We start from the raw sequence: 26,955 nt of genomic DNA on the forward strand, positions 1-26,955 counted from the left end.
ATTTGCATTCCTTAATATACACTTGGACAGTCCTGACCTGATGGCTGAAAGAAGCAGTGCTTTTTAAAGCGTCCTGAATTTTGCTGATTATACCAAGTTGGTGGACAAGGACCTTCAGGCCGAAAAAACCATAAAGCAAAATTTGCAGGCCAAAAGCGTTGCCCTTGAATGGTACGTCTTGCAAGGGCAATGTCTTGTTCACGCGCTCTTTGGTAAAAATATCCTTTTTGTGTTGCTTCAAAACCACCGGGAGTTTGAAACACCATTTGGCGTAAATTACGTATTTTTTTAAAGTCTAAACAATCGCCTCGAACACGGTTTACACCAACATTTCCAACCATCAGCATACCTTGTTGTCCTTCACCTTCGGCCTCTGCACGCATGAGCCGAGCTAATAGCTTTACATCTTCTTCCGTATAGGCAATAACACCCATTATGTCTCACCTCTCTTTTTGGATTGCACTAGAAAGAGGTTTATTTCTAGATGAAGTGTGGAACAATTACTAGTTCATACGTATGAGAAAAAGGACTCATATATGACAACCAAACAAAGTTTTAGTATGGCACGAGGAGTGAATGAGTTGAAACATAATAAAAAAGCTAGCAATTTGCTAGCTTTCTATTATCAAAATACTTTTGACCACATATTTGAGAAGAAATCACCAATTGATCGCATTGTTAATACAAACCAATTTGCCTTTTCTACTTCTTCAGTTGTTTTTGCAGCAATTTTCATTTTCCTGCTTCCATCTAAGAAACCATATTGATCAGTCGATTCTAAAACGATTGACCCTACTTTTGCATCCTTTTTAATAGGTGCAACCAATTTTCCATCCTCAGCAAGAGATTTATCTGCCTCAGTGGAAATTTTGTAAGGTGGTTTGCTACCCTTTTTTGTGATTACCGTTATCTCTTTTTCTGGTGTCACAGTTACAGTATCTTCTTTTCCTTTTATAACAGAAATATTGTTATTTTTATCTGTTTTTAATTTCTGTTTTTCGAAATTATTAAAACCGTAATCAATTAACTCGCGAGATTCTGTGAAACGCTCGTCCATTGACTTCGTTTTAATAATAACGGAAATAAGGCGTAAATCGCCGCGTTTTGCTGTAATGGTAAATCCATATCCAGCTGTATCAGAACTTCCTGTTTTTAAACCGTCTGTTCCTTCATAAGCAAAGGCAGCACCTGGTAGCATCCAGTTCCAGTTTTCCATACGGATTGGCATTGGATGATTATCTGGGAAGTTTCTAAATCGTTGCTTTGTGTCTTCTAACATCTCTGGGTATTTTGTGATGAGTGTTTTTGATAAAATCCCCATGTCACGAGCTGATAAAGAATTCTCTCCGTTTGGATCTGTTCCTTCAGGATGCTTTCCTTTTAAATCAGCATTATTTAATCCAGTTGCGTTCACAAATTTATATTTTTTTAACCCTAATTTTTTTGCGTGTTCATTTGCAAGATTTAAGAAGTTCTTTTCACTTCCTGCAAGAAGTTCAGCCAGTGCAATACTGGATCCATTTGCAGAGAAGATAACAATAGAATGATATAATTCTTTAACTGTATATTGGCGACCTTTTTCGAAAGGGACATTAGAAAATTCATTATTACGAGAAACTTCATAAGCGTAATCAGAGATGTTTACTTTTGTATCCCATGTGATTTTTCCTTCTTTAATTGCTTCCAAAATGGAGTAAATAACAATAAGTTTTGACATACTAGCAATGGCTAGCAACTCATCTGAATTTTGCTCATGTAGTACTTTTCCTGTATCTGCATCAAAAAGAATAGCAGCGGCTGCTTCTATGTGTATTTTTTTTCTTCTTCATGGGATATTGTTGCTCCTAAGGAAGAAAATGACAATAGAAACACTAGTAAAATAGATAAAATTTTCCTCATATAAATTATCACCTTCGCATCGTTATTAGCATATAGCTTGTACTATTTTAGCATAAGTTTGAATATAGAAAGGTTAAAATTTAATAGAAAGTTTGACAAGATTTTATCTATCTTTGTTTAAATTTGACGAAAATAGAGTGTTTTTGAAGAGTTTTTGCGGATTATGAAGAAAAAGGAACGAATTTCGTTCCTTTTTTGTATTATACATATAAAAATTTTGCTACTTTTTCGCTCGGTAAAATGTTTCCAACGAAGAATGTTCCAAATTCACCGTAACGAGCACTTACTTCATCAAAACGCATTTCATATACAAGCTTTTTAAACTGAAGAATGTCGTCAGCGAATAATGTTACACCCCATTCGTAATCATCAAAGCCGACAGATCCCGTAATAACTTGTCGTACTTTACCTGCGTATTGACGACCAATTTTGCCGTGACTGTACATCAGTTTCTTACGTTCTTCCATCGGAAGCATGTACCAGTTGTCATCACCTTGACGACGCTTGTCCATTGGATAGAAGCAAATATGATTTGCTGCTGGTAATTCAGGGTATAAGCGTGCTAGGACTTGTGGGTTTTTGTATGGATCTTCATCAGCTGGAAGGTAGTTACTTAGTTCAACAACAGATACGTAAGAGTATGCAGGAACCATATATTCAGCTAATGTTGTTTTATTTAATTCTGTTTCAATTTCATTTAATTCTTCCATTGTTGGACGTAAGATCATAAACATAATATCAGCCTTTTGACCAACGACTGTATACATTGCGTGGCTACCTTGTTTTGCAGACGCTGCTTTGTTCCATTTCTCAATGACGTTTAAAAATTCAAACATTGCTTGGCCGCGTTCATCACTAGATAATGTTTTCCATGCTGCCCAGTCGATAGAACGTAAATCATGTAAACAATACCAACCATCTAACGTTTTTGCTGCTTCACTCATTCTATTCACCTCAGTTAATGATATTTTACACGTTAACTATAGCATATATAGTTTTAAATTCATCTATGTAAAGCTTGTGCGCATAAAATTGTCACATTTAAAAGAAAAGATTTTACGTCGGTTTTTCAATTTGTGCTTATATAAAATTAAACTTCCATCATCAAACATGTTTTTTATTTTCGCATACAAATTCCGGCTATGAAAACCAAAAGAGCCCTGCACTCATTTTCTCCCTTTGTTTTCACTTGGCATGGGGCAGAAAAAGGAATTGACCGTCTCTATGCATAATCGGATGATCTCTCTCATCTAAAAAAGAGGTTTTTATAATAGATTAACCATGCTGAATTTTATGAAAATATAATCATTTTCATTTTACCTATTTTTTAGAAGCTATAAGTTTAAAATATAGATGAAAAGAAGTATTCTTAAAGATAGAGTTTTTTAACATTAGTAGGAGGGTTTATTCGTGAGCGATTTATTTACAGCAGTAAAAGAAAAAGTTCAAGGAAAAGGCATTTCTATCGTACTTCCTGAAGGAACTGATGAGAGAATTTTAGGCGCTGCAGAGCGTTTAGCAAAAGAAGAGTTAGTAAAACCAATTTTAGTTGGTAATAAAGAAGAGATTAACGCAAAAGCTGCTAGCATGAACTTAACACTAGCAGGCGTTGATGTTTACGATCCAGCTACATACGAAGAAATGGATGCAATGGTAGCATCTTTCGTTGAACGCCGTAAAGGTAAAGCAACTGAAGAAGACGCTCGCAAAATCCTTAAAGACGAAAACTACTTCGGTACAATGCTTGTATACATGGGAAAAGCACACGGCTTAGTAAGTGGTGCAGCTCATTCTACAGCTGACACAGTTCGTCCAGCACTTCAAATCATTAAAACAAAACCAGGCGTTACAAAAACTTCAGGCGTATTCATCATGGTACGTGAAGATGAGAAATATGTATTCGCTGACTGCGCAATCAACATTGCACCAAACAGCCAAGATTTAGCTGAAATTGGTATTGAAAGTGCGAAAACTGCTGAGTTATTCGGCATCGACCCACGCGTTGCAATGTTAAGCTTCTCTACAAAAGGTTCTGCGAAATCTCCAGAAACAGAAAAAGTTGTAGAAGCAACTCGTATCGCAAAAGAAATGGCTCCTGAATTAACATTAGACGGTGAATTCCAATTTGATGCTGCATTCGTACCATCTGTAGCTGAGAAGAAAGCACCAGGTTCTGTTATTAAAGGTGATGCTAACGTATTCGTATTCCCAAGCTTAGAAGCTGGTAATATTGGCTACAAAATTGCACAACGCTTAGGTAACTTTGAAGCAGTAGGACCGATCTTACAAGGCTTAAACATGCCAGTAAACGATTTATCCCGCGGTTGTAACGAAGAAGAAGTGTACAAGTTAGCTTTAATTACAGCAGCTCAAGCAATATAAGTGAAAAGCCCCGCTATTGTAGCGGGGCTTTTGTTATTTCTCAAGACCAAGTGCTTTGTTGTTACGTTCAATAATGCGTTCTAAGTTCATTTCATATAACGGTACTTCATCAATTGTTAACTGTGATGGTGTTAATTGCGGTGCAAAATGCTGCAATGTTTTTAATAGCCGCATCATTAAATCTTGAACCGTAATTGTTTCTCCGAGTAGTTCTGATAAAGAAGCCATTGTACTTGGAACAATTTCAGGATACGTAAATCTTGTTTCTTCTCCTTGAATTGCTAAGTTGTAAAAATCGCGAACAAGTGCCGCACGATCGAAGCCACTGCCTGTAGCACATAAATAAATTTGTACAGCAACACCTCCGCGAATGCGGCGCTGTGAGATACCTGCGAATTTCTGATCTCGAATGCTTAAATCATAGCTACCAGGACAATAAGAGCCAACGATTTCTTTTGCTTCAATACTAACATCGTAATCCTTTAACATTTCCTTAATTAAATGCCACATCGTATCGTATCCAAGATCGATATCAATTCCTTTTTCCGTTTCTTGAAATAGAAGAGATACATTTAAGACCCCTTCATCGAGTACGACTGCAAGGCCGCCTGAGTTACGAACAATAACATTAAAGTCATGCTTTTTTAAAAAGGAAACTCCTTCGTGTAAATGAGGGAGACGAGAGTCTTGAATGCCAAGAACAATTGTATTGTGATGAACCCACGAACGCATTGTTGCAGCTGACTTACCATTTCCAATTGTCGTGCATAATGTGTCATCCATTGCGAATGACTGCAAGGCATGGAAGGTCCTGCCTAAACTAGACTGATCAACAATACGCCACTCTGGTTGAGATAAAATCGAACGGGAATTGCTCATGTAACTAACCCCTTATCTATAAAATGACAATCTTTATTATAACAAAATAAAAAGGATGCGGTTATCGCATCCTTTTTATTCTGCAATCTTTTCTAAATTACCGTTTCGATCCATGCGAAAAGATGTTTGTGCACGCTCTTCATCATCCATTAATGCCAATTTACGAGCACGGTTCATAATATTCATGAGTGTTTCGTAATCTTCTTGTACTGTATTAGATTGTTGTTCTAGTTTTTCTAGCTTCTTTTCTAATTCTTCATTGCGAAGTATTTGTGCTTTCATTTCTTGTTTCAATCTCGTATTCTCGTTTTCCAGTGCTGTTACCTTTATATTTGAAGATCCAATTGTTTGTAAAAAGTAAATGACATCTTGCATTGTTATAGACGTTTTAGAAACAATTGGCTTTGAATATTGAAAGGCTGTTGTCTGTGTAACTGGTTCCTCATCGATATCGACGGTAATGGCTGCTGAAGCTGGCGGTGTATAAAGTAGGCGTTTTTTCGCTTGATCCCCGCCGGCAGCACGCATTTTATCCTTTCGATGTTTTTTTGCTAGCTGAAGAGCTTGTTCATAGCTATAACGAACAACAGCATTCCAACGAAAACCACAAGCAGCTGATGTGCGATTTAATTGATCTCCAACTTCTTCAAAGGCATTTAATTGTGTACTTCCTTCTCGAACATGGCGGAGTACGGTTTCAGCAAGTAATAAATCGTCCTCGTCTGTCCAAGCATCTTGTCTCACTTTCATAGATTCAACTCCCTTTCTTTTTATAAACTTCCTATTTTTATAATGGGCAAAAAAAATCGCTTTTATACAAAGCTTTTAAAAATATGGTAGATTTCAATGGAGAAAGGGAAAATTTACATGTATGGATGATGCATAGAAGTGGAAGAGTGACTAGGAAAAACACTTATTTTATAAGGGATTAAACGGGTGAAGAGCTACAGAGGAAAACTTGCATCAACCCTCAAAGAGCGGTAAAATACCATTTAGTGTTTACTTTTAAATGTACTTGTGAAAAGTTTAAATAGAGGAAGTGTTATATAAAATGGGAAATGAATTTCGTGTGTGTGATGATTGTCAGGCAACGAATATTAAGACGTTAATACCAAAGCTCAAAAAGGTAGATTCATGTGCGAGTATCGAGGTTGGATGTCAATCTTATTGTGGACCAGGTCGTAAAAAGTCGTTTGCTTTTGTGAATAATCGTCCAGTTGCAGCGCCAAATGAAGATGAATTAATTAAAAAAATTGAAATGAAACTAAATAAATAAGAAAAAGGAGAGTGAACATTTTACTCTTCTTTTTTATTTTATTTAAAAATAAAATTATTCTGAAATAAGAAGGGGGAGAAAGGAAGATAACAGCATCGATAAGGAATATATGAATGAATAAACTTCATATTATGAGATCGGTTTCGCAGCAACTACATTAGTTTTATATTGCAAAATAATGGTTGACAGTCTTTTGTGACGATAGGTAGAATAGAAGGTGTGATTCTGAGAATCATTATCAAAAAGGTATACTAACCTAATTTTATTTTGTTATTTCTTGAGAATAAATCTCATTATATTAAATATATGTTGTTGGTTAGGATGGTTGAGGGATGGAAGCAAGCACGAGGAGTATAAAGCAACAAGAAGAAGTAAATGTAAAAGAGATTAAGAGCAGGCCACTCATTGCTTCTATTATTTTAATAGCTGGCACAATTCTTTTGGCTTTAAGTATGGCACTCTCCATTTCGTTTGGCGCAGCAGATATTAGTTTGAAGACTGTATGGCAAGCTGTTTTTCAGTTTGATGGTTCTATAACCCATCACAATGTCATTCAAGAACTGCGTATGCCTAGGGCGATTGGCGGTGTTGTTGCCGGTGCCTTTTTAGCGGTATCCGGTGCGATTATGCAAGGGATGACACGGAATCCGCTTGCATCTCCATCATTAATGGGGATTACAGATGGAGCTGTATTTGGAATTGCAATTATGTATGCATTTTTCCCGAATTCACCGTATTTAATGTTTGTTATTGCTTCTTTTGCTGGCGCAGCGTTGGGGGCAAGCATTGTATATGGTATTGGTGCCTCTTCACCGGGTGGATTAACGCCTGTGAAACTAGCATTAGCTGGCGCAGCAATTAGTGCTCTACTCGGGGCTATTTCATCTGGTATTGCTTTGTATTTCAATCTTGCTCAAGAGGTGAGTATGTGGAATGCAGGCGGTGTTGCTGGCGTGAAATGGCAAAGTATTGATATGTTATTGCCTATCGGGCTTGTTTGTCTTGTTATAGCGATTATGATGTCGAGATACATTACAATTTTAAGTTTCGGTGAGGAAATTGCGATTGGACTTGGACAAAATACAACGTTAATTAAATTTATTGGAACAGTACTTGTTCTTGTGTTAACAGGTTCCGCAGTATCTATGGCAGGATCAGTTGGATTTGTGGGGCTAGTTATCCCTCATATGACACGTTTTCTTGTCGGTTCAGATTATAGATGGGTCATTCCATGTTCTGCTATATTAGGTGGATTGTTAATTGAATGTGCGGATATGTTATCTCGTATTATTAATCCGCCGTTTGAAACACCAATTGGAGCAATTACAGCACTAATTGGCGTTCCGTTCTTCCTCTACTTAGCACGTAATGAAGGGAGAGGAAAAATGTGAGGGCAAGCATCTTAACAAAAAAGAACATTTCAATTATAACAATTTTAGCTGGCTTAATTTTTTCAGTATTTCTTATTAGTTTAAATACAGGAACGTTTAAAATCCCACCGATGGATGTATTGAAATCGCTCGTTGGACTAGGTGCAGAGGATCAATCTGTTATTCTATTCGAATTTCGTATGCCACGTATGGTTATTGCCATTTTAGTGGGTTCAGCGTTAGCGGTATCCGGTGCAATTATGCAAGGATTATCACGAAACCCACTCGCTGATCCTGGGATTATTGGTATTAACGCAGGTGCAGGATTAACAGTTGTTGTTTTCGTATATTTCTTTTTCGGAAAAGTAGGGACGGGTACGCTTCTATCTGTATTCATCCTTCCATTCTTCGCATTAGTCGGTGCAATACTGGCAGCAGTTATCATTTATGTACTAGCATGGAAAGATGGCGTTTCGTCAACTCGTTTAATACTCGTTGGTATCGCGGTCGCAGCTGGATTTGGTGCCGTTAGTTTAATCTTCTCGATGAAAATGACTTCAAATGATTTTCGTTTTGCCACGATTTGGTTAGCAGGTAGTTTATGGGGAACAGACTGGAAGTTTGTAATAAGCGTTCTTCCATGGATGCTTATTTTCTTACCAATTGCGATTCGTAAAGCGCATGTGTTGAACGTAATGAATTTAGGTGATTCAGCAGCAATTGGACTTGGCTTAAATGTTGAGAAAGAAAGACGTAAACTATTATTTATTGCGGTTTGTTTAGCAGGGACATCTGTTGCTGTTGCGGGTGGAATCGGCTTTATCGGTTTAATGGCACCACATTTAGCGAGGCGCCTTGTTGGCGGGAAACATCAAATTATGTTACCGACAGCGGCATTAATCGGAACGTTCCTGCTGTTATTTGCAGATTTGATTTCAAGAAGCGTACTAACGACATCAGAAATACCGGTCGGTCTTGTTATTTCTGTAATCGGTGCACCATATTTCATTTATTTACTTATGAGGACAAAATAAAGGGAGGCTTTTTGTATGGCAACTTTAGCGGTTGATTCGGTATCTGTTGGTTATAATGAAGGGTTAATTATTGATGGATTGTCAGTTGAAATTCCAGAAGGAAAAATTACAACGATTATTGGACCAAATGGATGCGGGAAATCCACATTGTTAAAAACGGCTTCTCGTATTTTAAAAGCAAAACGAGGTACTGTTTATCTTGATGGAAAAGCGATTGAGAAGCAGCCGACAAAAGAAATCGCAAAGAAAATGGCGATTTTACCACAAACTGCAGAAGTGCCAACAGGTCTTACAGTGTTTGAACTTGTTTCATATGGTCGTTTCCCACACCAAAAGGGATTTGGCACACTGAAGGAAGAAGATTATCGTTACATTCACTGGGCGCTTGAAGTAACGGGGATGACGGAGTTTGCGAATCGTCCAGCGGAAGCTTTATCAGGTGGTCAACGTCAACGTGTATGGATTGCAATGGCTCTTGCGCAAGGAACGGATTTACTTGTGTTAGATGAGCCAACAACATATTTAGACATGGCTCATCAATTGGAAGTGCTAAATCTATTAAAGAAGTTAAATCAAGAAGAAGGCCGAACAATCGTTATGGTTATTCATGACTTAAACCACGCTTCTCGTTTTTCAGATCATATGATTGCCTTGAAAGCTGGTAAGTTAATGAAGCAAGGGACACCGGATGAAGTAATGACAAGTGAAACACTTCGTAACGTGTTTGAAATTGAAGCACAAATCGTTCCATGTCCTGTGAACTGTAAACCAATTTGCTTAACATATGATTTAATGATGATTAATAATCAGTTACGTAAGAAAGCATAGATGAATGATGTCCCTCCTATTTTGATAGGAGGGGTCACATTCTAATGGACGTTGAGCTTCTCATTTTAGATGGGAAGTTGAACGCCCGTTAGGACGGGTTACATACAACGATTAATAAATATATATTAATTTAAAGTTGTTTGTAGTTTCTTATAGTTATATACAACTTATAAGAGAAATACATCCAGAAGGAGTGGGAATATGAAGAAATTCAAAGCAGCATTACTAGCAATGGTACTAGTAGTTACTTCTGTACTATTTGCAGCTTGTACTTCTGATAAGAAAGAAGAAAAGAAGGCAGATGCAAAAGCTGAAGAGCGCACTGTACAAGATGCAAAAGGGGAAATTAAAATTCCTGCAAATCCAAAGAAAATTGCTGACCTTAGTGGTTCAACAGAAGAATTATTAATCTTTGGTATGAAACCAATTATTACTGCAAATACATCTCAGGAAAAAATTGATGCACATATTGCAGATAAATTAAAAGATGTAAAACCAGTTGGCTCTGCTTGGGGCGATAAAATTAACGTCGAGGCAGTAATAGCTGCAAAACCAGATTTAATCATTTTGAATAATCGTCAAGAAAAAATCTATGATCAATTATCTAAAGTTGTACCAACAATTATGCTAAAAACTCCAGTAGATCAATGGCGTCCAAAATTTGAAGAGTTAGGTAAAATCTTCGGTAAAGAAAAAGAAACAACAGCATGGTTCAAGAGATATGATGAAAAAGCAAGCAAGTTACATGATAAAATCGTTGCAAAAACTGGCGATGCGAAGTTCATGAAAATGGCTGCATATCCAAATGCGTTCCGTGTATACGGTGACTACGGTTACGGTAGCGTAATCTTCAAAGACTTAAAATTACCAGCAGTTCAAGGTACACCAACTGACAAACCGCTAGTACAAGTACAAAAAGAAGCGTTAATCGATTACAACCCAGATTACCTATTTGTATTTACAACTGGTGATGGCTCTCAACGTCTAAAAGAATTCCAAGAAGAAACAATTTGGAAAAACATGAACGCTGTTAAGAACAATCATGTATTTACAATCAAAAACGAAGACCTAAATAAAGGATACTTCCCACTTGGTAAAGAAATGATCTTAGACGAAGTTGCGGATTTCGTTTTAGGAAAATAATAAAAGAGAAATCACCTTCGCATTGGCGAAGGTGATTTTCTTTTTTATAGGCGTACCGCCGACATTTTAATGAAAATATACACTAAGAAAATTACGATACAATTCGCACTCGTTTTCTTACTCTGAGGAAGTTTTCAAAAAATGGTTACCCATTTTCTGGAGTGATACTTTGATTTTGGGAATGCGTTTTGGAACCGAAAAACAAGTATTTTTAAGGATGTTGGACAATTAATAATCTAAATACCATAAACGTCCGTTCCTGGTCAAAGAAACCTGCAGCATAGAGTTTTATCTTCTAGAAAATTTCTTAGTATACGATATCCGCGTTTTGTCAGTAAGACCTCTTGTATATCGTAATCATGCTAGAGTAACATAACCTATGATTATCGGTAACAAACTAAAAAGGCCTATCCTTTCTCTCAAAGAATGCCCATTTTTATAGAATTCTTCATTAAAAACAAAAGATCATTAACAATCTTACCAATGTTTTCGATCACAACAAACAACGAAAAATTTACAACAACACTTATGTTTCGGTTTAAAACACTTATCTTTCTTACACTTCCAACAATTACAATGATGTTTATCCTTAGACTTCCAACAATCAGAATGATGTTTATCCTTAGACTTCCAACAATCAGAATGATGTTTATCTTTAGACTTCCAACAATCAGAATGATGTTTATCCTTAGACTTCCAACAATCAGAATGATGCTTGTCCTTAGACTTCCAACAATCAGAATCCCAGCTCATTCTCTTATACCTCCTCTCAATTAAGGTTCATATTATTCTATGTTTTAGTAGAAAAACTGCTTGTTCATCAACCTATTATTTTATTTTTAACATGACAAATCATTCTCGGTAGTAAACAAAAAGCACTCATTTTGGGTGCTTTTCTCAGGTTATGGAGAAAGTCTTTTTCATCATTCTTTTCTATTTTTATGTATCCAAAAATAAATAAGAATCAGGGTGTTAAGAATTCTAAAGGGTTTCTAAACAATCTGAAAACCACTTTCGCCAAGGCGAAGGTGATTTTCTTTATATAGGGGAATTTTATGCATTTCTTTAGTCTTTCATTTCTTTCTGTTTCCTATTTCGTTTATAATATAAAGTAAGAATGCAGTAAGGAAGGAGGGTGTCGATATGGTATATTTAAACGACAAACTCAGCGAAACAAAAGTGTTTAAAGACCCAGTACATAAATATGTACACGTACGCGATCGCGTGATTTGGGATTTAATCGAAACGAAGGAATTTCAACGTTTGCGCCGTATTAAGCAGCTTGGAACGACATTTTTTACATTTCACGGTGCGGAACATAGTCGCTTTACTCATTCATTAGGTGTATATGAGATTATTCGTCGTATGATTGATGATGTATTTGATGGCAGACCAAACTGGAATGCAGAAGATAGATTGTTATGTTTATGTGCAGCACTCTTGCATGATGTCGGACATGGTCCATTTTCTCATTCGTTTGAAAAAGTTTTTTCATTAGATCATGAGAAGTTTACTCAAAAAATCATTGTTGGTGATACGGAAATCAATGATGTATTAAGCCGTGTAGACCGTGAGTTTCCGCAAAAGGTAGCAGATGTCATTGCGAAAACGTCTAATAATAAATTAGCAATTAGTATGATTTCAAGCCAAATTGATGCAGATCGTATGGATTATTTATTACGAGATGCCTATTTCACTGGTGTAAAGTACGGGAATTTTGATATGGAGCGTATACTGCGTGTAATGCGTCCGTATGGAAATCAAGTAGTGATTAAAAATAGCGGCATGCACGCTGTAGAGCATTATATTATGAGCCGCTATCAAATGTATTGGCAAGTGTATTTTCATCCGGTAACGCGCAGTGCAGAAGTGATTTTAACAAAAATTTTACATCGCGCGAAAACATTACATGAGCAGTACTATACATTTAAATATCACCCTGTTCATTTCTACTCTTTATTTGAAGAAGAAGTAACGGTAGCAGATTACATCAAGCTAGATGAGAATATCATGTACTACTACTTCCAAGTATGGCAAGATGAAGAGGATCAAATTTTAAGCGATTTATGTCGCCGCTTTATGAATCGAAATCTCTTTAAATACGTAGAATTTACAGAGAATCATGGTTTAGATAATTGGATGGAGTTAAGTAGTTTATTTAAAAAGATTGGACTTGATCCAGAATACTATTTAGTCGTTGATTCTACATCAGATTTACCGTATGACTTTTACCGAGCGGGAGAAGAAGAAGAGCGTCTACCAATCTTACTTCTTATGCCAAACGGGGAACTTCGAGAGCTCTCTCGTGAATCGGATATTGTGGAAGCAATTACAGGTAAGAAGAGAAGGGATCAAAAACTGTTCTATCCGCATGATTTAATCTATGAAGATGGAAGAAAAGGAAAATATAAAGAAAAAATTATTCGGCTATTAGAAGGAAAAAAATAAGAAGCAGCCTGATGACTGCTTCTTATTAAAGAAACCTGAAATTATTTGTCGCTTAAGCGTTTTCCGCCAACTGCATAATGATTTTTAGACATTTCTTCGATGAAAACAACGATGTTTTCTTCAGGAGCACCAGTTGTTTCGCTTACTGCTGCAGTTACTTTCTCAGCAAGAGCTTTCTTTTGTTCTTCTGTGCGTCCTTCTAACATTTTCACTGTTACGTATGGCATATACAATCGCTCCTTTTATGTAAGTTACCATCTTATTATAACGGATTCTAGGGAAGAACAATCGGAAAAACAAATATTTTCTTTTTTGACATAATGAAGAGGAGATGAACTATGGATCAATTATTTAGGTATCCACTGCACCAAATTCCATTGGTAGCAATGGCTATTATTATTGCTTTGTCTGTACATGAATTTGCCCATGCATATGTTGCATATAAGTTTGGAGATGACACAGCGAAAAGACAGGGACGTTTAACGTTATCACCAATATCTCATTTAGATCCTATTGGTATGATTGCCATATTAATTATTGGATTTGGTTGGGCACGCCCAGTACCTGTTAACCCGTATAACTTTAAAAAACCACGTCTCGCTGGAGTTTTAGTTTCTATTGCAGGACCGATTAGTAATCTTATTTTGAGTGCTATAGGCTTAATCATTTGGTACAGCTTGTTAAAGTTTGGAGTACTAGGTGCCGTTCCATTTGCAGTAGCGGATACGTTAGGCCAATTCTTTGAAATTTTCATTGTTCTGAATATCGTTTTACTTGTTTTCAACTTATTACCGATTCCACCACTTGATGGGTATCGTGTGATTGAAGATTTAGCACCGGCAAATGTTCGTGCGAAAATGACGCAGTATGAGAAATATGGATCAATTGCCTTATTGATTCTTGTTATTACACCATTGAGCAATTATACAATTCAACCGATTTTCCAAGTGGTAATACCATATGTATTAGGAGTTTTACAAAGTATAATTGCACCTATATTTGGGCTTATATAAGTAAATGAGTGAGGAGGAGTTTACATATGACAGAGAAAAAGAAAAAAATTGGTTTTAATATCGTGAAGAACGATTCGACAGATGGACATGGTGGCTTTGGTGTTGGAGCGCTAAGTCTTGAAAATATTTCACCTGTTTTCGTGGATGTAATAGAGCAAACTGCATTCGTTGATATTGGTGCGATGCACGCGCGTAGTACTGTGGAAAAAGGGATTAAGTTCTTAACAAATAAAGATGAAGTTCCAAACGGAAAGCCGTATTGGCTTGTGTGGGTAACGATTGAGAGAACGGCAACAGGTGCTTATTATGCAGGTGTAACAGCTTGTGAAATGACAGTTGATCGTGAAATTCGCCGTGGTTATAAATCACTTCCAGAGCATGTAAATAAGATGGATAAATCATTAAAACGTCACATCATGATTGACCATATGGACGAATCATCTAAGAGAGTGCTCGGCACATTCTTAAAAGAGCATAACGAAGCAATTTGGAACGAATCTAGCGAAGAGTTGCGTCATGCATTATTAGGAGAATGAAAAGAAAGGCTGGCGGATTTCCGCTAGCCTTTCTTTTTTTCTACCATGGAAAATATTTTTTCCACCAACTGTCCTTTTTCTTCTCTTTTCCAGCCTTTTCGAATTCTTCTTTATCATCAACATGATCCGTACAATATTCAGTCGGTTCTGTTCCTTTTGCAAAATACATTTTCACAGAAGTAGGGCACCCCTTGGTCGCAATTTTTCCGTTTTCAGGATTGATATTTAAAGAAACGATGTCACTTGGTTGTTTGAATTCCTTGTTAGGTTGTCCCTCTAATCCTTTTTCCATCGTACTGGCCCATATTTTTTTTGCGTAACCTTGTTCTGCCGGATTTGAAATAGATTTTGGCTGATCGTATCCTATCCAAACGCCCGTTACAAGCTGAGGAGTGAAACCAATCATCCAACTATCTGTTTCTGTAGAACCAGATTTTCCTGCATATGTGCGGGATAGTTTTGGAAGAAGGGATTGCCCTGTAACGGAGGCATATCCGCTTAGCTTTTTATTGAACATACCGGTCATCATTTCTTCCATTACAAACACATTGCCTTTATCGAGAACTTGTTTGCTTTCTAAATGTGCATCATATAAAATATTGCCTCCATGATCGACAACACGGCGAATGAAGGTCGGCTTTACTTGCTTCCCGCCGTTGGCAAACAGACTATAGGCACTAACCATTTCAATTGGTTTTACAGGAGAAGTACCAAGGGCAAGGGACGGTACATCTTTTAGAGAACTTTTAATACCAAACTGTTTGGCAGTTTTCGTAAGTGAATCTTCACCTAAAAATAAGTGTGTTTTCACAGCGTATACGTTATCTGATACGGCAAGGGCCTGCGCCATTGTTACAAAATCATCGGCGTAGTAGTCATTATAGTTTTTGGGGTTATATTTAGAAACACCATCACCTAATGTAAATACTGTATATTCACTTTTTAAGCGAGTTGCTGGTGTAAACCCTTTTTCTAATGCAGCGTAATATAAAAACGGTTTAAAGGTAGAACCCGGTTGACGAGCGGCTTGGATTGCTCTATTAAATTGGCTCTCTTTGTAATCTTTTCCGCCGACAAGAGCTGCTACTTCACCTGTTTTCGGGTTCATTGAAACAAGAGCCGTTTGTATATTTGTTGTGTCCGGGATTGTATCCTTTACAGCTTGTTCGGCTATTGTTTGCAGTTTTGGGTCTAATGTCGTATAAATACGAAGCCCACCTCGCTGTAATGTTTGTTCAGTTAACCCAACATCATGAAGGAGAGATGTTTTTACAGCATCTTGGAAATAAGGTGCGACTTCTGCAACTTCTTTCGTTTCTAGCGAAGCAAATGTCAGTTTTTCTTTTTTTGCAGAGCGTGCTTGTTCTTTCGTGATATAGCCTTGCTCTACCATTTCATCTAAAATGAGCAATTGTCGTTGTTTTGCTCGTGCTTCTTTTAAATAAGGAGAATATAAGCTAGGGCCTTTCGGAATACCAGCAAGCATACTGGCCTCTGCCAAAGTTAAATTTTCCGCTGTTTTATCGAAATACATCCGGGCAGCTGCTTCAATACCGTAAGCGCCGTGTCCGTAATAAATCGTATTTAAATATCCTTCTAAAATATGATTCTTACTGTAATTGACTTCAAGCCGAACGGTATACATTGCCTCTAGTAGCTTTCGTTTCCATGTCTTATCGTGATCTAAATAGAGGTTACGGGCATATTGCTGCGTAATGGTACTAGCACCTTGTACTTTTGCCATTGCTTTTAGATCTGCAACGATTGCGCCAGCAATCCGTTTTATATCGAAACCATGGTGATTGTAGAATCTCTGATCTTCAATGGAGAGTGTAGCCTCTCTAACATAAGGAGACATTTGATCAAGAGAGATGTTATAGCGTTTTTGCATCCCGTTGCTTTGTCCCATGACAGAATCATCATTAGCATAAAAGAAACTAGTCTGGGGGACGGCGATAGGAGGCGGTCCCATAATTTTCGCCGCAATAATGATAATAAAAAAGGAAAAAACAAAGAAAAGAACGCATGAAAAAAGTGCGGTGAAGAAAAGACGTTTATACTTTTTGAGCTTTGGATTCATAGTTTGATCCATCTTTTTCATCCCCTCGTTATATACTTCTATTAGTATTGAGGGTTTTTTCGTATTTTAAACAAGGAAGTGTACAAAATGAAAAAGAGCTCCTTTCTTAAGAAAGGAGCTCAAAAGCGCGCATTGGCCAATCTGTAATAATAACATCAACGCCGTAATCAATCATTGTTTGTAAGTCTTTCCGCTTATTGATTGTATACGGGCGGAACACATAGCCTTGTTCTTGTGCTGCCTGTACAAATTCTTTTGTTAACAGCTTGAAATTTGGGTGCAATCCAACTGCTTCTCTTTTTTGGGCTTCAATAATTGGATCAGAAAGTGGTTCATCGTATAAAATAGCTCTCGGAATTTCCGGGGCGATTTCTGCGAGTAATGAAACAGATTCATGGTTAAAAGATGAAAATATGATTTGATTAGAAAGATGGTACTCACGTACAAGATCAACAACTTTTCCCTCGATATTTGGATAATGAATCACATCTGTTTTTAATTCAATATTTAATTGTAAATTTGTTGTAGAGAGCCAAATGAATACTTCACGTAAGGTTGGAATCTTTGCTTCATGGAAAGAAGAATCTTTATGGCTTCCCGCATCGAGAGCTTGTAATTCTGCTACTGTTTTTTCAGAAACAAGTCCCATTCCATTTGTTGTACGATCAACAGTTTCATCATGAATTACAACAAGCTCACCATCTTTTGAAAGATGGACATCAAGTTCAATACCATGAGCGCCAACACGTTCGGCTTCTTGAAAAGCAATCATTGTATTTTCTGGATGTGTACCTTTGACTCCGCGATGGGCAAAAATAAGTGGTTGTTTCATTCGAAAATCTCCTTATCGTTTCATTTCTTTCATTATGAAACTGCTATGAGAAAAATACAATCTATATGACAAACATTTACAAAAGTATAACACTTGCATAAAAGTTAACGTTAACGTAAAATGTAATAATCTGATGAAGGGAGGAATAAACATGTATAAGATCGATGAAGTAACGAAACAAGTTGGATTAACAAAACGGACTCTTCGTTATTATGAGGAAATTGGTTTAATTCATCCACCGGAGCGTAGCGAAGGGAATATTCGTCTTTATACTGATGATGATATTGCACGTATTAAAAAAATTGTAGAAGCGAAAGAAGTATTAGGAATCACACTTCAAGAAATGCAGCATTTCTTATCGTTAAAAGAGCGTATGGAACAAAGGCGAAATAGTGACAATCCACGTGACCGTGAAGTGATTCAAGACATTCGGGATATGCTGGAGAGCCAAGTACAAACGCTAGATATAAAAATGAAGCAAATGCAGCGCGTGAAAGCAGAATTAGAGAATAGTTTAGATCGCGCAAGCAAATTTTTGGAGGAAACAAAAGGAGAGTAATGAATATGGAGAGCAAACAAAAATTAGGGAGACTGATTACAGTGCTGGCTACTTTCCTTGCCTTTTCAGGCATCGGAGTAGTTGATCCCATCTTGCCGATCATTGCTGAAAAAATCGGTGCAACACATTGGCAGGTGGAAATGTTATTTACAGCATATATTTTAACAATGGCAATTATGATGTTGCCAGCTGGTTTATTTGCAGCTCGGTTTGGCGATAAACGAATGATGACGATTGGTTTAGCAATTGTAACTGTATTTGCTTTTATATGTGGGATATCACAAACAATTGCCCAATTATCTATTTTTCGTGCTGGCTGGGGATTAGGAAATGCGATGTTCTTCGCAACAGCGATGACATTATTAATTGCTCTTAGTAAAGAAGTACATGAGGCAGTAGGTTTATATGAAGCAGCGATTGGTTTAGGGATGGCAGGTGGTCCATTGTTAGGTGGGTTACTCGGTGGACATTCTTGGCGTTATCCATTTTTTGCGACAAGCTTTTTAATTGTATTAGCATTTATTCTTGTTTTCTTTTTTGTAAAAGAACCGGAGCGCAAAGTAAAGCGTAAAGCAGCTGGCTTGGAGGAATTACTTAACCTTATTAAATATAAACCATTTATGCAAGGTGCAATTTCAGGCATGTTCTATTATTATGGATTTTTTGTTGTATTAGCATATTCACCACTTGTTATGCATTTATCGGCTATTCAACTCGGCTTCGTATTTTGCGGATGGGGACTTGCGCTAGCATATGGATCTGCGATATTAGCGCATAAATTAGAAGGAAAATATGAGCCGAAAGCATTGCTGCGTTTTAGTTTATTCGTATTTGCGATTGTATTAATTGCGTTATTCTTTGTCGAAGTTATGTGGTTACAAATTATTCTTATCGTTCTATCAGGATTAGCGTCGGGATTAAATAACGCTTTATATACAAGCTATGTGATGGATATTTCACCTTATGAAAGATCTATTACATCAGGTGTATATAATTTCGTTCGTTGGCTTGGCGGGGCAATTGCGCCAATTTTATCAGGAATTATTGGCCACGCGATTTCACCACAAAGCCCATTTTTAGTTGGAGGCGTTGTTGTATTAGTGGGCTGCGTTATGATTTTGATCCCTGTTCGTGAAACGGCGGAAGTAGAGACAAAAACCCTTTCTTAAGAAAGGGTTTTCTTTATTGTTAAATATAGTGTTTTTTTAATATGCGAACAAAAACGATCTGACTAAAATATATTTTCGGTATTTTTGTACTTTTAACTATACTTTTTGCATGTTTTGTTTTATTTTTGTTAGGGGACATTAATGATGTCCCTATTATAAATTTGCAGCGAAAGGCGTGATTGTACGATGGAACTATGGTTCACTGAAAAACAAACAAAACATTTTGGAATTACGGCGCGTATTAACCGCACATTACATACGGAGCAAACAGAATTTCAAAAGCTTGATATGGTTGAAACTGCAGAATTCGGAAACATGCTTATTTTAGATGGCATGGTTATGACGACAGAGAAGGATGAGTTCGTTTATCATGAAATGGTAGCGCACGTACCTTTATTTACACATCCAAACCCTGAGAATGTATTAGTTGTTGGTGGCGGCGATGGCGGTGTTATTCGTGAAGTTTTAAAACACCCAAGTGTAAAGAAAGCAACGCTTGTTGAAATTGATGGGAAAGTAATTGAGTACTCTAAACAGTACTTACCAACAATTGCAGGTGCATTAGATAATGAGCGCGTTGAAGTGAAAGTAGGAGACGGTTTCCTACACATTGCAGAAAGCGAAAATGAATATGACGTAATCATGGTTGACTCTACAGAGCCAGTAGGACCAGCAGTAAACTTATTTACAAAAGGATTCTACGCTGGAATCTCTAAAGCGTTAAAAGAAGACGGTATTTTCGTTGCGCAAACGGACAACCCTTGGTTCACACCAGAATTAATTACAACTGTGTTTAAAGACGTAAAAGAAATCTTCCGGATTACACGTCTATACACAGCAAACATCCCAACGTACCCAAGCGGACTTTGGACATTCACAATTGGATCTAAACAACATGATCCACTAGAAGTAAGAGCAGAACGTTTCCACGAAATCGAAACGAAATACTACACAAAAGAACTGCATAAAGCAGCTTTCGCGTTACCGAAATTTGTTGGAGATTTAATTAAGTAATAAAAGCGGAAGCCACCGAGTATTCTAGGTGCTGTAGCTGGACAATAGAAAAGCGGAAATGCCCCGTTTAGGGCCGATTGGCTAAAGTTCTTTCACACAGAAAGTGATTTTTACTTTCTTGTGTGGAAGGTTTTTAGACACGAGGTCCTGGGCATTGTAGCTAGACAGAATAAAAGCAGAAGCGGCTCATTTAAGGTGTACGATAGAACGGACATGCTAGCAGCTGAAGCTATTATAGAAAAATAATCTTCGCTTTTGTTAAAAGAAGATTGAGGTAAATCGAGAAAGAGGAGCACCGTGCTCCAAATTTGAGAAATAATGAAAGGTTGGGATACCTTAAGTTCCACATAAGGAGGAAAAGAATATGCGTTTTGATGAAGCTTATTCAGGTAAAGTATTTATTAACAGTCATCCAAGTTTTGAAGATGCAGAGGTAGTAATTTACGGAATGCCAATGGATTGGACAGTAAGTTACCGTCCAGGTTCTCGTTTTGGCCCTGCACGTATTCGTGAAGTATCGATTGGACTAGAAGAGTACAGTCCATATTTAGATCGTGAGCTAGAAGAAGTAAAATATTTTGATGCTGGTGATATTCCACTTCCATTTGGGAATGCACAGCGCAGCATAGACATGATTGAAGAATATGTAACAAAACTATTAGATGCCGGTAAGTTTCCACTAGGTCTCGGTGGTGAGCACTTAGTGTCTTGGCCAATTTTTAAGGCAATGGCAAAAAAATATCCGGATTTAGCAATCATTCATATGGATGCTCATACCGATTTACGTGAGTCCTATGAAGGAGAGCCTTTATCTCACTCTACACCAATTCGTAAAGTGTGCGATTTAATTGGTCCGGAAAACGTATATTCTTTCGGAATTCGTTCTGGAATGAAAGAAGAATTCGAGTGGGCAAAAGAAGTAGGCATGAATCTATACAAATTTGACGTGTTAGAACCGTTAAAAGAAGTATTACCAAAGCTTGCAGGACGCCCAGTTTATGTCACAATTGACATTGACGTATTAGACCCAGCTCACGCTCCTGGAACAGGAACATTAGAGGCTGGCGGTATCACATCTAAAGAATTATTAGATTCCATTGTAGCAATTGCAAATTCAAATATAAATGTAGTTGGAGCGGACTTAGTAGAAGTAGCTCCAATCTACGATCACAGTGACCAAACACCAATCGCAGCAAGCAAATTCGTGCGGGAAATGCTTCTTGGTTGGGTGAAATAAAAGCGAAGGCAGCTTGCTCAGAATCGCAGGTCATTGGAGCACTCGACCGAGAAGCGCTTTTGGCTTCGACCGAGAGTGTGAAATGGCCGGAGGTTCTAGCTGCCGCAGCTAGATAAAAATAAAAGCGAATGTCAAATTTTGCAGTATCCATATATCGGCGCTTTTGCAAAATTCGACATCCGCTTACGCAGTACGTATAAGAAAAAAGGAGCGAGTCCCACTGGGTGGAACTTGCTCCTTTTTTTATGCAATTTTCTCTTCTGAAGAGATTCCGCGAATTTCATCTGCGGACCGAATCGGATATTTACGGAATACGATTGTCCCAATATATCCAATGATTGTGGTCACGATTCCACATAGTACAGCGGCAATTGCTACTTTTATGACATCATTGAATCCAAAGAGAACAAGTAGTCCTGGAATTGGTGATGCTGTACCAGGCGCATTGTTTACAAGTTGGAATAAGGATGTAATAATCCCAGCCAGTGCACCACCGACAAAGTTTGTCGTATAGATTGGAATTGGATTTGCTGCTACCACATCAGCTTGTGTTAATGGTTCAATTGCTACAGCGATTGTATCTTTTTTTGAACAAATCTTTAAACGTTTAAAGAAAATAAAGTTCATTGGAGCGGAGGCGGCTACTGCCAGACTACCAATAGCCATTGGTAAACCTGTTAATCCTAGCATAGCGGTTAGTGCCATGGAGCTTAATGGAGATGTAGAAATAACTGTTATGAGTCCGCCAAGCATGATCCCCATAATAATTGGGCTTTCTGTCGTTGCGATTGAAATGATAGAGCCAATTTTTCCAAGTGTTGCATTTACAAGGGGATCCATAAGCATAGCCATTCCACGTGAAAGTGGTGCTGCGATGAATAAAATTGCTAAAAATTCTACACCAGCGGGCAATTTCTTTTCGAGGAATTTCACGACAAAGGCGCAAACATATCCAGCGAAAAATCCTGGTAAAATGCCAAATCCACTAGAGGCAATACCGATTAAAACAGCATATACAGGAGATACACCGATTGCGAGTGCCACTAAAATCGCAGCTGCGACACCGCTCATACTACCGGAAGCTTGTCCGACCGATTGTAAGAAACTGTTATGAAACATTTCGCCACCGATATAACGATGAAATGCTTCAATAAGAAAGCTTGCGATTGCAGCATTGGCTAAAGCACCCATCGCCTTCATTCCGTAAGGAGCACGAAAGCTAAAAAGTGTAAAAAGAAAAAGTACAACGAGTAGTAGTGCTAAACCTTGCAAGATAGCCATTTGAAAAATGTCCCCTTTTGATTTTTGTTATAAAAATTTGTATTATCCAATAATAATACAAAAATTGCTCGAACGGAAAATTTTTTTCTTAGGAAAATACTACAAACAATTCTCCTTACACGATTGTAAGGAAAGTGTAAGACATTTCGATAGAGTATAGTATGTCCTTTTCCGTATAATACAAATATGAGTATAGGAATGGTAAGGAAGATATACAAGCAGGAGGAACATATATGAAATTGGTAATTAGAGTTTTAGTCGTTTTTGCCATTCTTTTAGGTGGAACGGCATATTATTTACAATCAAAAACAGAAGGTGTAGAGGCCTTTGTCGATAATTTCTTTTCAAATAAAGAAATACAAGATTATTACGCGGTTATAAATAAAGGTGAGAAAAAAGATGATGAATATTTATATACATTAAAGGGCTACACAGAAGATGGAAAGCAACAAACCATTAAAAAGATGGTAAATCGTCAGCTACATCCAGGTGCTTTTATAAAAATTTATGCGAAGGGGATGCAAGGAAAAGGCTGGGCTGAAGTGTCAAAAGAAGAAATTCCAGAGAAAGCATTAAAACAATTACAGAAATCATAAAAAGGAGCGAATTATTCGCTCCTTTTTTAATGTGTTAACAACGTGATAGAAGATTGCTGTTGATTTGAAATGATTTTTACGCGCCCGCCAATTGGGAAAGTAAAAATAGGTGTCGTATGGCCAAAGTTGGCATTTGCAATTACAGGAATATGAGAAAGTTCTCCTTTTGAATAAATCATTTCTTGGATATCTTCTATTACAGCTTCGGATTCTTTTTGCATTCTTCCAATTACAATGCCTTTTACATGTTTAAAATCAGGCTGCTGAATGAGAGAGTGTAAATAACGGTCAAAGGTTTTAACAGTAGCTTTTCCTGTTAAAGCATCTTCTTCTAAAAATAATATTTTGTCTCGTAAGCTCGGCATATATGCTGTTCCTTGCAGCAAATTGAAGGTACTCATATTACCACCGACTATTTCTCCAACTGCTTCTCCTTCATGTATGGAAACATACCCTTCGTTTTGAAAGAAAGATCGATTTTCTTGGTCCATATACCAAGGGTCATCGCTCCATGTTTCCGCAGGCTGTATTTCTATAGGCTCTTCATATGCAAGACATTTTAAAAAGTAATCGATTGTATAATCTAGTCCTTTCTCCATTCCAAATGAAGAAAAGTGAGGACCTGAATATGTAATAAGATTAGTCTTTGTATAAATTGCATTGCCCAGAGCGGTAATATCGGAATAACCACAGAAGATTTTTGGATTCTTGCGGATTAAGTCATAATCTAGATGTTGCAACAGGCCGTTAGAATTATAGCCCCCGAGTGTTGTTAAAATTGCTTTTACGCTTTGATCAGCGAAAGCTTCATGGAAATCTTGAATTCGTGAAGAAACAGAAGAAGAAGCAAATCGATCAATTTCTTCTGCGTTTTTTGAAAAGGTAACGCGAAACCCCATATTTTTTAATCTTTTAATAGCGAGGTTACTTGTATAATCTGAAACGATACTTAAACTACAAGATGGTGAAATGACCCGAATTTCATCGCCTTGTTTTAATTTTGATGGTATCATTTGAAACGCCCCTTTTAATAAAAGAAAATTTAGATTTAACTGATATTTTAACATGGATGATACATACTTATAAATTGTTTTTTCGAAACGGGGTTTTCCTGATTTTTCAGCAGACAGACATAGGTTTTTTTTGATATGATAGGAAAAGTGATTTAATATAAGATTTATTTAATATCTATAACATATTGAAAGGTGTGCAAGACGTGGAGAAACAACTTGCAGGCTTGCCAGTACACGTTCATTTCGTAACAGAAATCCGTGAAGGGGCACGAAAGGAAACTATTGCTTTTGACGCAAATGGTCAATACTATGTAAAGGGTCAAAGTACATATGTAACGTTTCAAGAGCCGAACGAACAAGGCGAAGTAAAGACAATCATCAAAATTCAAGATGAACAAGTTCTCATTATGCGTTCAGGTGCTGTTTCTATGCGTCAGGCGCATGCAAAAGGTGAATGGACAACTGGTACGTATACGAGTGAACTTGGTACGTTTGCATTGCAAACGAAAACTGATAATGTTCTTTTTAAATGGTCGGACGAGAAGAAAAAAGGACAACTCTTTTTAACGTACGCATTGCTTCTAAGTGAACAAGAAGCGGGTCGATATACAATTACGATTAATTTGAAGGAGGCAAAATAATGAATTCTTTAGAACAAGTAAAAGAACTAATTAAGGAAGAAATTAAAGCTGCTGTATTAAAAGCAGAGTTAGCAACAGAAGAACAAATTCCAAACGTTGTATTAGAATCTCCAAAAGATAAAACACACGGTGACTTCTCTACAAACATGGCGATGCAACTTGCACGCGTTGCGAAAAAAGCACCTCGTATGATTGCAGAAGAATTAATTGCAAACTTCGATAAAGCAAAAGCTTCTATTGAAAAGATTGAAATTGCTGGTCCTGGTTTTATTAACTTCTACATGGATAACAGCTATTTAACAGACTTAATCCCAGCAATTGTTACTGCTGGCGAAACTTATGGTGAGACAAACACTGGTAAAGGTGAAAAAGTACAAATTGAGTTCGTATCTGCAAACCCAACAGGTGACCTTCACTTAGGCCATGCACGTGGCGCAGCAGTAGGTGACACGTTATGTAACGTACTAGCAAAAGCAGGATACGATGTATCTCGTGAATACTACATTAATGATGCTGGTAACCAAATTCATAACTTAGCGCTTTCTGTTGAAGCTCGTTACATGCAAGCGTTAGGTTTAGAAAAAGAAATGCCAGAAGACGGTTACCATGGTGCAGATATCATCGGAATCGGAAAACGTTTAGCAGAAGAGTTCGGCGATCGTTATGCAAAAGCTGATGAGAAAGAAAGCTATGAATTCTACCGTGAGTACGGTTTAAAATATGAATTAGCAAAACTTCAAAAAGACTTAGAAAGCTTCCGTGTGAACTTCAATGTATGGTTCTCTGAAACATCACTATACAAAAACGGAAAAATTGATGAAGCACTTGCAGTATTAAAAGAGCGTAATGAAATATTTGAAGAAGACGGAGCAACTTGGTTCCGTTCTATGACTTACGGCGATGATAAAAACCGTGTGTTAATTAAAAACGATGGTTCTTACACATACTTAACGCCAGATATCGCGTATCACCGTGATAAATTGGAGCGCGGCTTCGATAAATTAATTAACATTTGGGGTGCTGACCACCATGGTTACATTCCTCGTATGAAAGCTGCAATCCAGGCACTGGGCTATGATAAAGATACACTAGAAGTAGAAATCATCCAAATGGTACAACTATACCAAAACGGTGAAAAAATGAAAATGAGCAAACGTACAGGTAAAGCTGTTACACTTCGTGAGCTTATGGAAGAAGTGGGCGTGGACGCAATGCGCTACTTCTTTGCAATGCGTAGTAGTGATTCTCATTTAGACTTTGATATGGACTTAGCTGTATCAAAATCTAATGAAAACCCTGTATACTATGCACAATACGCTCATGCACGCGTATGCAGTATCCTTCGTCAAGGTGAAGAGCTTGGATTAACTGCAGGCGGAGATGTAAACTACAAACTTGTTGCTTCTGAAAAAGAAGTAGACTTACTGAAAAAACTTGGTGAATTCCCAGTGGTAGTTGCGGATGCAGCACAAAAACGTCTGCCACACCGCATTACAAGCTATGCGTTTGAATTAGCTGCAGCACTTCACAGCTTCTACAATGCAGAAAAAGTATTAAACCAAGATAACTTAGAGTTAAGTAAAGCTCGTTACGAATTAATGCGTGCAGTACGCATCACACTTCAAAATGCATTAGCATTAGTTGGTGTATCTGCGCCGGAGAAAATGTAATAACGAAAAGCGGAGCCGATTGTTTAGTCGCGGTGGCTAAGGTTCTTTTCCACAG

25 protein-coding genes and 1 pseudogene are annotated in these 26,955 nt (G+C 37.4%); 16 read left to right on the forward strand and 10 right to left on the reverse strand.

Features of this window, described 5'->3' with window-relative positions:
* Window positions 1-11: 11 nt before the first annotated feature.
* From cwlJ to hemQ, 3 genes and pseudogenes are all read right to left on the reverse strand, one after another.
* Window positions 12-434 carry a cell wall hydrolase CwlJ gene (gene cwlJ, locus AZF08_RS11800; RefSeq protein WP_033673426.1) on the reverse strand — a complete coding sequence of 141 codons (423 nt, stop codon included), beginning with the start codon at window positions 432-434 and terminating at the stop codon, window positions 12-14.
* A gap of 191 nt (window positions 435-625) precedes the next feature.
* Window positions 626-1,905 (reverse strand): annotated as a pseudogene (locus AZF08_RS11805) (serine hydrolase).
* A 194-nt stretch (window positions 1,906-2,099) separates the two neighbouring features.
* Window positions 2,100-2,843 (reverse strand): hydrogen peroxide-dependent heme synthase, encoded by a 744-nt coding sequence (gene hemQ / locus AZF08_RS11810; protein WP_033673425.1) that lies wholly within the window; start codon window positions 2,841-2,843, stop codon window positions 2,100-2,102.
* Window positions 2,844-3,309: 466 nt separating this feature from the next.
* On the opposite strand from hemQ, the gene pta reads away from it, so the two are divergent.
* Entirely contained in the window at window positions 3,310-4,281 is a 972-nt protein-coding gene (pta, locus tag AZF08_RS11815) for a phosphate acetyltransferase (protein WP_033673423.1), read from the forward strand.
* A 33-nt stretch (window positions 4,282-4,314) separates the two neighbouring features.
* On the opposite strand, the gene AZF08_RS11820 is transcribed toward pta, so the two are convergent.
* Together AZF08_RS11820 and AZF08_RS11825 are read right to left on the reverse strand one after the other, a co-directional pair.
* A complete protein-coding gene (locus AZF08_RS11820; protein ID WP_033673422.1) occupies window positions 4,315-5,160 on the reverse strand; it encodes a lipoate--protein ligase family protein in 846 nt (281 codons plus the stop codon).
* Between the two features lie 75 nt (window positions 5,161-5,235).
* Complete coding sequence (locus AZF08_RS11825) at window positions 5,236-5,910, reverse strand: RsfA family transcriptional regulator (RefSeq protein ID WP_033673421.1); 675 nt, start codon at window positions 5,908-5,910, stop codon at window positions 5,236-5,238.
* A gap of 301 nt (window positions 5,911-6,211) precedes the next feature.
* Here AZF08_RS11825 and AZF08_RS11830 point away from each other — a divergent pair, with 301 nt between their 5' ends.
* The 6 genes from AZF08_RS11830 to AZF08_RS11860 all read left to right on the forward strand — a co-directional run bounded on the left by AZF08_RS11830 (window position 6,212) and on the right by AZF08_RS11860 (window position 13,259).
* A complete protein-coding gene (locus AZF08_RS11830; protein WP_033673420.1) occupies window positions 6,212-6,436 on the forward strand; it encodes a DUF1450 domain-containing protein in 225 nt (74 codons plus the stop codon).
* A gap of 332 nt (window positions 6,437-6,768) precedes the next feature.
* Window positions 6,769-7,827 carry a FecCD family ABC transporter permease gene (locus tag AZF08_RS11835; RefSeq protein ID WP_033673419.1) on the forward strand — a complete coding sequence of 353 codons (1,059 nt, stop codon included), beginning with the start codon at window positions 6,769-6,771 and terminating at the stop codon, window positions 7,825-7,827.
* Window positions 7,824-8,840, forward strand: coding sequence for a FecCD family ABC transporter permease (locus AZF08_RS11840; protein WP_033673418.1), 1,017 nt, complete (start codon window positions 7,824-7,826; stop codon window positions 8,838-8,840). The genes AZF08_RS11835 and AZF08_RS11840 overlap by 4 nt, the downstream gene beginning before the upstream one ends.
* A gap of 15 nt (window positions 8,841-8,855) precedes the next feature.
* Complete coding sequence (locus tag AZF08_RS11845; protein WP_033673417.1) at window positions 8,856-9,668, forward strand: ABC transporter ATP-binding protein; 813 nt, start codon at window positions 8,856-8,858, stop codon at window positions 9,666-9,668.
* 201 nt (window positions 9,669-9,869) lie between these two features.
* On the forward strand, window positions 9,870-10,811 hold the full coding sequence (locus AZF08_RS11850) for an ABC transporter substrate-binding protein (RefSeq protein ID WP_033673416.1): 942 nt from the start codon (window positions 9,870-9,872) through the stop codon (window positions 10,809-10,811).
* A 1,143-nt stretch (window positions 10,812-11,954) separates the two neighbouring features.
* A complete protein-coding gene (locus tag AZF08_RS11860; RefSeq protein ID WP_033673414.1) occupies window positions 11,955-13,259 on the forward strand; it encodes an HD domain-containing protein in 1,305 nt (434 codons plus the stop codon).
* A 41-nt stretch (window positions 13,260-13,300) separates the two neighbouring features.
* Here AZF08_RS11860 and AZF08_RS11865 read toward each other — a convergent pair whose 3' ends face one another.
* Window positions 13,301-13,486: a 2-hydroxymuconate tautomerase gene (locus tag AZF08_RS11865; RefSeq protein WP_001147171.1), complete on the reverse strand. Its 186-nt coding sequence runs from the start codon at window positions 13,484-13,486 to the stop codon at window positions 13,301-13,303.
* Between the two features lie 111 nt (window positions 13,487-13,597).
* On the opposite strand from AZF08_RS11865, the gene AZF08_RS11870 reads away from it, so the two are divergent.
* Window positions 13,598-14,272, forward strand: coding sequence for a site-2 protease family protein (locus AZF08_RS11870; RefSeq protein ID WP_033673413.1), 675 nt, complete (start codon window positions 13,598-13,600; stop codon window positions 14,270-14,272).
* 26 nt (window positions 14,273-14,298) lie between these two features.
* Complete coding sequence (locus AZF08_RS11875; RefSeq protein WP_033673412.1) at window positions 14,299-14,808, forward strand: YwhD family protein; 510 nt, start codon at window positions 14,299-14,301, stop codon at window positions 14,806-14,808.
* A gap of 40 nt (window positions 14,809-14,848) precedes the next feature.
* Here the strand turns inward: AZF08_RS11875 and AZF08_RS11880 are convergent, their stop codons facing one another.
* Both AZF08_RS11880 and AZF08_RS11885 read right to left on the reverse strand, forming a co-directional pair.
* Complete coding sequence (locus AZF08_RS11880) at window positions 14,849-16,900, reverse strand: transglycosylase domain-containing protein (protein WP_033673411.1); 2,052 nt, start codon at window positions 16,898-16,900, stop codon at window positions 14,849-14,851.
* Window positions 16,901-16,994: 94 nt separating this feature from the next.
* Window positions 16,995-17,720, reverse strand: coding sequence for a glycerophosphodiester phosphodiesterase (locus tag AZF08_RS11885; RefSeq protein ID WP_033673409.1), 726 nt, complete (start codon window positions 17,718-17,720; stop codon window positions 16,995-16,997).
* Window positions 17,721-17,871: 151 nt separating this feature from the next.
* Between AZF08_RS11885 and AZF08_RS11890 the strand changes: the two genes are divergently transcribed.
* The 4 genes from AZF08_RS11890 to speB all read left to right on the forward strand — a co-directional run bounded on the left by AZF08_RS11890 (window position 17,872) and on the right by speB (window position 21,699).
* Complete coding sequence (locus tag AZF08_RS11890; protein ID WP_033673407.1) at window positions 17,872-18,279, forward strand: MerR family transcriptional regulator; 408 nt, start codon at window positions 17,872-17,874, stop codon at window positions 18,277-18,279.
* Between the two features lie 5 nt (window positions 18,280-18,284).
* Entirely contained in the window at window positions 18,285-19,448 is a 1,164-nt protein-coding gene (locus AZF08_RS11895; protein WP_033673406.1) for an MFS transporter, read from the forward strand.
* A gap of 186 nt (window positions 19,449-19,634) precedes the next feature.
* A complete protein-coding gene (speE, locus tag AZF08_RS11900; RefSeq protein WP_033673404.1) occupies window positions 19,635-20,462 on the forward strand; it encodes a polyamine aminopropyltransferase in 828 nt (275 codons plus the stop codon).
* 364 nt (window positions 20,463-20,826) lie between these two features.
* A complete protein-coding gene (gene speB / locus AZF08_RS11905; protein WP_033673403.1) occupies window positions 20,827-21,699 on the forward strand; it encodes an agmatinase in 873 nt (290 codons plus the stop codon).
* Window positions 21,700-21,942: 243 nt separating this feature from the next.
* Here the strand turns inward: speB and AZF08_RS11910 are convergent, their stop codons facing one another.
* Window positions 21,943-22,980 carry a PTS sugar transporter subunit IIC gene (locus tag AZF08_RS11910; RefSeq protein WP_033673401.1) on the reverse strand — a complete coding sequence of 346 codons (1,038 nt, stop codon included), beginning with the start codon at window positions 22,978-22,980 and terminating at the stop codon, window positions 21,943-21,945.
* A gap of 233 nt (window positions 22,981-23,213) precedes the next feature.
* Here AZF08_RS11910 and AZF08_RS11915 point away from each other — a divergent pair, with 233 nt between their 5' ends.
* The gene (locus AZF08_RS11915; RefSeq protein WP_033673400.1) at window positions 23,214-23,576 is read left to right on the forward strand and encodes a YxeA family protein; all 363 of its coding nucleotides are present in this window, start codon (window positions 23,214-23,216) and stop codon (window positions 23,574-23,576) included.
* A gap of 26 nt (window positions 23,577-23,602) precedes the next feature.
* On the opposite strand, the gene AZF08_RS11920 is transcribed toward AZF08_RS11915, so the two are convergent.
* The gene (locus AZF08_RS11920; RefSeq protein WP_033673399.1) at window positions 23,603-24,589 is read right to left on the reverse strand and encodes a S66 family peptidase; all 987 of its coding nucleotides are present in this window, start codon (window positions 24,587-24,589) and stop codon (window positions 23,603-23,605) included.
* Between the two features lie 203 nt (window positions 24,590-24,792).
* Between AZF08_RS11920 and AZF08_RS11925 the strand changes: the two genes are divergently transcribed.
* Both AZF08_RS11925 and argS read left to right on the forward strand, forming a co-directional pair.
* Window positions 24,793-25,230, forward strand: a complete 438-nt coding sequence (locus AZF08_RS11925) for a DUF1934 domain-containing protein (RefSeq protein ID WP_033673398.1) — start codon at window positions 24,793-24,795, stop codon at window positions 25,228-25,230.
* A complete protein-coding gene (gene argS, locus AZF08_RS11930; protein ID WP_033673397.1) occupies window positions 25,230-26,900 on the forward strand; it encodes an arginine--tRNA ligase in 1,671 nt (556 codons plus the stop codon). The genes AZF08_RS11925 and argS overlap by 1 nt, the downstream gene beginning before the upstream one ends.
* Window positions 26,901-26,955 lie beyond the last annotated feature (55 nt).

Source organism: Bacillus gaemokensis, from assembly GCF_001590835.1.
In the GTDB taxonomy this organism is placed as follows: Bacteria; Bacillota; Bacilli; order Bacillales; family Bacillaceae_G; genus Bacillus_A; species Bacillus_A gaemokensis.

Coding starts and splice junctions, on each gene's coding strand:
- cwlJ (WP_033673426.1), bottom strand. CDS start 434: ATGGGTGTTATTGCCTATACGGAAGAAGATGTAAAGCTATTAGCTCGG.
- hemQ (WP_033673425.1), bottom strand. CDS start 2,843: ATGAGTGAAGCAGCAAAAACGTTAGATGGTTGGTATTGTTTACATGAT.
- AZF08_RS11820 (WP_033673422.1), bottom strand. CDS start 5,160: ATGAGCAATTCCCGTTCGATTTTATCTCAACCAGAGTGGCGTATTGTT.
- AZF08_RS11825 (WP_033673421.1), bottom strand. CDS start 5,910: ATGAAAGTGAGACAAGATGCTTGGACAGACGAGGACGATTTATTACTT.
- AZF08_RS11830 (WP_033673420.1), top strand. CDS start 6,212: ATGGGAAATGAATTTCGTGTGTGTGATGATTGTCAGGCAACGAATATT.
- AZF08_RS11835 (WP_033673419.1), top strand. CDS start 6,769: ATGGAAGCAAGCACGAGGAGTATAAAGCAACAAGAAGAAGTAAATGTA.
- AZF08_RS11845 (WP_033673417.1), top strand. CDS start 8,856: ATGGCAACTTTAGCGGTTGATTCGGTATCTGTTGGTTATAATGAAGGG.
- AZF08_RS11850 (WP_033673416.1), top strand. CDS start 9,870: ATGAAGAAATTCAAAGCAGCATTACTAGCAATGGTACTAGTAGTTACT.
- AZF08_RS11860 (WP_033673414.1), top strand. CDS start 11,955: ATGGTATATTTAAACGACAAACTCAGCGAAACAAAAGTGTTTAAAGAC.
- AZF08_RS11865 (WP_001147171.1), bottom strand. CDS start 13,486: ATGCCATACGTAACAGTGAAAATGTTAGAAGGACGCACAGAAGAACAA.
- AZF08_RS11870 (WP_033673413.1), top strand. CDS start 13,598: ATGGATCAATTATTTAGGTATCCACTGCACCAAATTCCATTGGTAGCA.
- AZF08_RS11875 (WP_033673412.1), top strand. CDS start 14,299: ATGACAGAGAAAAAGAAAAAAATTGGTTTTAATATCGTGAAGAACGAT.
- AZF08_RS11880 (WP_033673411.1), bottom strand. CDS start 16,900: ATGGATCAAACTATGAATCCAAAGCTCAAAAAGTATAAACGTCTTTTC.
- AZF08_RS11885 (WP_033673409.1), bottom strand. CDS start 17,720: ATGAAACAACCACTTATTTTTGCCCATCGCGGAGTCAAAGGTACACAT.
- AZF08_RS11890 (WP_033673407.1), top strand. CDS start 17,872: ATGTATAAGATCGATGAAGTAACGAAACAAGTTGGATTAACAAAACGG.
- AZF08_RS11895 (WP_033673406.1), top strand. CDS start 18,285: ATGGAGAGCAAACAAAAATTAGGGAGACTGATTACAGTGCTGGCTACT.
- speE (WP_033673404.1), top strand. CDS start 19,635: ATGGAACTATGGTTCACTGAAAAACAAACAAAACATTTTGGAATTACG.
- speB (WP_033673403.1), top strand. CDS start 20,827: ATGCGTTTTGATGAAGCTTATTCAGGTAAAGTATTTATTAACAGTCAT.
- AZF08_RS11910 (WP_033673401.1), bottom strand. CDS start 22,980: ATGGCTATCTTGCAAGGTTTAGCACTACTACTCGTTGTACTTTTTCTT.
- AZF08_RS11915 (WP_033673400.1), top strand. CDS start 23,214: ATGAAATTGGTAATTAGAGTTTTAGTCGTTTTTGCCATTCTTTTAGGT.
- AZF08_RS11920 (WP_033673399.1), bottom strand. CDS start 24,589: ATGATACCATCAAAATTAAAACAAGGCGATGAAATTCGGGTCATTTCA.
- argS (WP_033673397.1), top strand. CDS start 25,230: ATGAATTCTTTAGAACAAGTAAAAGAACTAATTAAGGAAGAAATTAAA.